This window comes from Streptomyces sp. NPDC018026 (genome assembly GCF_044327745.1).
Taxonomy (GTDB): domain Bacteria; phylum Actinomycetota; class Actinomycetes; order Streptomycetales; family Streptomycetaceae; genus Streptomyces; species Streptomyces rubrogriseus.
This window is the reverse complement of sequence record NZ_JBIRFY010000025.1, coordinates 52,689-57,449: the sequence shown is the minus strand read 5'-3', so window position 1 is coordinate 57,449 and position 4,761 is coordinate 52,689. Positions and strand designations below refer to the sequence as shown.

Below are 4,761 nucleotides of genomic sequence, written 5' to 3'. Positions count from 1 at the left end.
CCGCCCGAGGCGAACACCTGCCCCAGCGCCGTCACCGCCGTCACATCCTCCGCCCGGTCCTTGCGCAGCACCGGCGCGAACACCACCTCGTCCGCCCCCGTGCCGAGGGCGTCCAGGGTCTGGCGGGCCAGGCCCGTCAGCACCGGGTCGGGTCCGCACTCCACGAACCGCACCACACCCAGCTCACGCAGGGCACCAACCCCGTCCGCGAACCGCACCGGCTCGCGCACATGCCGCACCCAATACCCCGGATCCGTCAACTCCCCCGCACCCGCCACAGCACCCGACACATTCGAAACCACAGGCACAGTCGGCTCCGCATACGACAGCGACGCCACGACCGTACGGAACTCGTCCAGCATCGGCTCCATCAGCGGGGAGTGGAAGGCGTGCGAGACCCGCAGCCGGCTCACCCTCCGCCCCAGACCCGTGAAGTGCTCACCCACCGTCTCCACGCCGGTCTCGGTGCCGGAGACGACCACGGACGTGGGCCCGTTGACCGCGGCGATCCCCACCCCTTCGGGCAGCACCGGCACAACCTCGTCCTCGGTGGCCTCCACGGCCAGCATCGCCCCACCCTGCGGCAGCGCATCCATCATCCGGCCCCGTGCCGCGACCAGCGTCGCCGCGTCCTCCAGCGACAGGACTCCGGCCACGTGCGCGGCGGTCACCTCGCCGATCGAATGCCCCGCCACCACATCCGGGCGCACACCCCACGACTCCACCAGCCGGAACAACGCCGACTCCACGGCGAAGAGCCCGGCCTGTGCGAACACGGTCCGGTTCAGCAGCTCCGCGTCCTCGCCCCACACCACCTCACGCAACGACCGGCCCAGCAGACCGTCCAGCTGCTCGCATGCCGCGTCGAAGGCCGACGCGAACACCGGGAAGGCGTCATACAGCTCCCGGCCCATGCCCAGCCGCTGACTGCCCTGACCGGTGAACACCACCGCGGTCCGGCCCCCGGGACGGGCCCGCACCACCGAGCCCTCTACCCCGGCCAGGGCGCTCAGCAGCTCGTCACGGTCCCGGCCCACCACCACCGCACGCCGCTCCAACGCAGCCCGCGACGACACCAACGACAACCCCACATCCACCGGCGACAACTCCGGCCGCTCACCCACCCACCCGGCCAGCCGCTCCGCCTGCGCCACCACCGCAGGCACCCCACGCCCCGACACCACCCACGGCACCGCCGACGACCCCACCGGAGCACCCAGAGTCTCCGCCTCCACCGGTTCCACCGCCGACGGCTCCTCCACGATCACATGCGCGTTCGTCCCACTGATCCCGAAGGACGACACACCCGCACGCCGCGGCCGCCCCTCCTCCGCCGCAGGCCACTCCCGCGCCTCCGTCAACAGCTCCACAGCACCCGCGTCCCAGTCCACCTTGGACGAAGGCTGGTCGGAGTACAGGGACTTGGGCATCGTCTCGTGACGCATCGCCATGATCATCTTGATGATGCCCGCGACGCCCGCCGCCGCCTGCGTGTGACCGATGTTGGACTTGATGGAGCCCAGCCACAGCGGCTGGTCCTCGGGACGGTCCTGGCCGTAGGTGGCCAGCAGCGCCTGCGCCTCGATCGGGTCGCCCAGCGTCGTACCCGTACCGTGCGCCTCGATCAGGTCCACGTCGCCCGACGTCAGCCCCGCCCCGGCCAGTGCCTGGCGGATGACCCGCTGCTGCGAGGGCCCGTTCGGGGCGGTCAGGCCGTTGCTGGCGCCGTCCTGGTTGATGGCGCTGCCGCGCACCACGGCCAGCACCGGGTGACCGTTGCGGCGCGCGTCCGACAGGCGCTCCACCAGCAGCATGCCCACGCCCTCACCCCAGCCGACGCCGTCGGCCGACTCGGAGAAGGACTTGCACCGGCCGTCCTTGGAGAGGCCGCGCTGGCGGCTGAACTCCACGAAGACCTCGGGCGTCGACATCACGGCGACGCCGCCGACGAGCGCCAGGGAGCACTCGCCGGACCGCAGGGCGTGCGCGGCCAGGTGCAGGGCGACCAGCGACGAGGAGCATGCCGTGTCGACGGAGACCGCGGGGCCCTCAAGGCCGAGGGTGTAGGCGATCCGACCGGAGGTGATGGAGCCGGCGGCGCTGCTGTAGGGGTAGTCGTGGTACATGGTTCCGGCGAACACGCCGGTCGCGCTCCCCGCCAGGGTCAGCGGGTCGATGCCGGCGCGTTCGAGGGCCTCCCACGCGGTCTCCAGGAGCAGGCGCTGCTGCGGGTCCATGACCAGCGCCTCGTTCGGGCTGATACCGAAGAAGTCGGGGTCGAAGTCCGCCGCGTGGTGCAGGAATCCGCCTTCGCGCGCGTACGTCTTGCCTTCGTGCCCGGGCTCGGGGTCGTACACCCCGGCGTCCCAGCCGCGGTCTGCGGGGAACTCCGACACGGCGTCCACCCCGTCCGACACCAGCCGCCACAGGTCCTCGGGCGAGGCCACGCCACCCGGGAAACGGCACGCCATCCCCACGATCGCGATCGGTTCGCGCATCGCGGCCGACAACTTCCGGTTCTGCCCGCGCAGTCGCTCCGCTTCCTTGAGGGATGTCCGAAGTGCCTCGACAAGCCGCTGGTCGGAGTTTGCCATCTCGGTTTTCCCACTTCCCGTGTCACATGGTGAATATCTGGACAGGCGTCGAAGCGCCGACGGGGCCGGATGCTGCGACGCGGTTGCCGGATCGGAACGGCCCGGCAGTCGTCCCGGGAACAATCCGGCTGCCGTAACGGAAACCGGGCGGGCATGCGTGCGGGGCGCCCGGTGGTGCGGGCCCGCGTGGGGGAACGGCGCTGCTCAGCCCACGGTAGGGCAGTGACGTGCGGACGTACCCCCTAAGAAGCCCCTTAAGAAGTCCTGGCCGTGAGCCCCTGATGAGGCCCGGTCGGACGAGGTGAGCGGTGCGAGCCGGGCCTTTCCGGGCCCCTAAAGTCGTCATTCCGCGCATGAATAGGGGGACGGCTCCCGCCTGTTGACGGCATCGAGACGGTACAAAGAATTCCGAGTCGGCGTATGGCGCGCTCCCAGGGCACTCCGGAGTTCCGGGTGTCCTCCGCGTCTTTTCGGCAGCCCTTCGACTGCCCCGGGCCCGTGTGCCGGTCCGCCGTCCGTCATGTCACTACAGCAGACCGTCTGGAGGGCCCCATGGGCCGGGTAGAAGGCAAGGTCGTCGTCATCACGGGTGCGGCACGCGGGCAAGGGCGCAGCCACGCCGTGCGGCTGGCCGAGGAAGGCGCCGACATCATCGCGATCGACATCGGCGAGGACATCGAGGTCGTCGAGTACCCGCTCGGCACGGCCGAGGAACTGGCGGAGACGGCCCGCCTGGTCGAGAAGACCGGCCGCAGGGTGGTCACCAAGCTGGCCGACACCCGGGATCGTGCGGCGCTGCGCCGGGCGATCGACGAGGGTGTCGCCGAGCTGGGCCGGCTCGACGTGGTCGTGGCGAACGCCGCGATCGGTCCCGTCGGTGCCGACCGTCCGCTGACCGCGTTCGCCGAGGCCGTCGACGTCAACCTCAGCGGCACACTCAACACGGTGCACGCCGCCCTGCCGCATCTGGAGGAGGGCGCCTCCATCATCCTGATCGGTTCCGCGGCCGCGTTCTTCGCGTCCTACGGCAGCGACCCGGGCGGCATGGGCCCGGGCGGCATCGGCTACGCCTTCACCAAGCAGATGCTCGGTCACTACGTCAACTGGTTCGCTCCCTTCCTGGCCCCCCGGGGCCTGCGGATCAACGTGGTGCACCCGACCAACGTCAACACGCCGATGCTGCACAACGAGGCGATGTACAAGGTGTTCCGCCCCGACCTGGAGCACCCGGTGGCGCAGGACGCCGAGCCGGGCTTCTCGATGGTGCAGGCCCAGCCCATTCCCTACGTGGAACCGATCGACGTCTCGCACGCGGTGGCCTATCTCGCGTCCGACGAGTCCCGCTACGTCACCGGCACCCAGATGCGGGTCGACGGCGGGGCAGTGGTCAAGAACGGCAAGTGAGGCGTGCCTTCACCACACCGCCGTTGCCCCGGTGAGCGGGGGAGCGGCGGTGACCCCGATCCGGGCACCGACGGAAGGAATCCGGATGACGCAAGCCGTCCCGAGTCCGGCAGCCGCGGCAGCTTCCCTTGAGGAAGTGTCGACTGAGGAAGTGTCGACGCGGTTCCGGGAGGCCATGGCCTCGTACCCGAGTGGCGTGACCATCGTGACCACCACCGACGACCAGGGTGTGTGGCGCGGGTTCACCGCCACGTCGTTCTGCTCGCTGTCCGCGGACCCGCCGATGGTCCTGGTGTGCCTGGCGCACTCCGCCCAGTGCCACGCGGCCTTCGACAAGGCCGAGTCGTGGGTGATCCAGGTGGTGCCGCACCGGCACGCGGACCTGGCCACGCGGTTCGCGACGAGAGGCGCGGACAAGTTCGGCCGCAGCGACTTCGCGCCCAACTCGGACGGCCACCCCGTGATGGAGGAGGCCGCCGCGGTGCTGGAGTGCGAGGCGCACGTCCGTCACGACGTCGCCGACCACACGATCCTGATCGGCCGGGTGCGCGACGTCCGGCTGCGTGACGACGCTCCGGCGGTGTACTTCCGCCGGGGCTTCCACAGCCTGGCGCACTGACCGTTGCCCGCCGCGCGGTGAACGGCCAAGGGCTGGTGGTGGGGGGGGGGGCCGGGGGGGGGGCCGCCCCCCCCCCCCCCCCGCATCGATGGGCCGCGCCCGCGGGGGGGGGCGGGGGGGGGGTTTGGGGCGCCCCCCCCCCCG

Annotated in this window: 2 protein-coding genes and 1 pseudogene; 2 read left to right on the top strand and 1 reads right to left on the bottom strand. The window is 71.3% G+C overall.

Annotated elements, in window-relative coordinates; all coding sequences use genetic code 11:
* Positions 1-2,594: pseudogene (locus tag ACH4D3_RS39825) on the bottom strand (type I polyketide synthase); the annotation flags it as partial.
* A 552-nt stretch (positions 2,595-3,146) separates the two neighbouring features.
* Between ACH4D3_RS39825 and ACH4D3_RS39820 the strand changes: the two are divergent.
* Both ACH4D3_RS39820 and ACH4D3_RS39815 read left to right on the top strand, forming a co-directional pair.
* Positions 3,147-3,998 (top strand): mycofactocin-coupled SDR family oxidoreductase, encoded by an 852-nt coding sequence (locus ACH4D3_RS39820; protein WP_398332655.1) that lies wholly within the window; start codon positions 3,147-3,149, stop codon positions 3,996-3,998.
* Positions 3,999-4,173: 175 nt separating this feature from the next.
* Positions 4,174-4,617, top strand: a complete 444-nt coding sequence (locus ACH4D3_RS39815) for a flavin reductase family protein (protein ID WP_398332658.1) — start codon at positions 4,174-4,176, stop codon at positions 4,615-4,617.
* Positions 4,618-4,761 lie beyond the last annotated feature (144 nt).

Bases quoted from the DNA above. Each gene is read 5' to 3' on its own strand.
- ACH4D3_RS39820 (WP_398332655.1), top strand. From the start codon at position 3,147: ATGGGCCGGGTAGAAGGCAAGGTCGTCGTCATCACGGGTGCGGCACGC.
- ACH4D3_RS39815 (WP_398332658.1), top strand. From the start codon at position 4,174: ATGGCCTCGTACCCGAGTGGCGTGACCATCGTGACCACCACCGACGAC.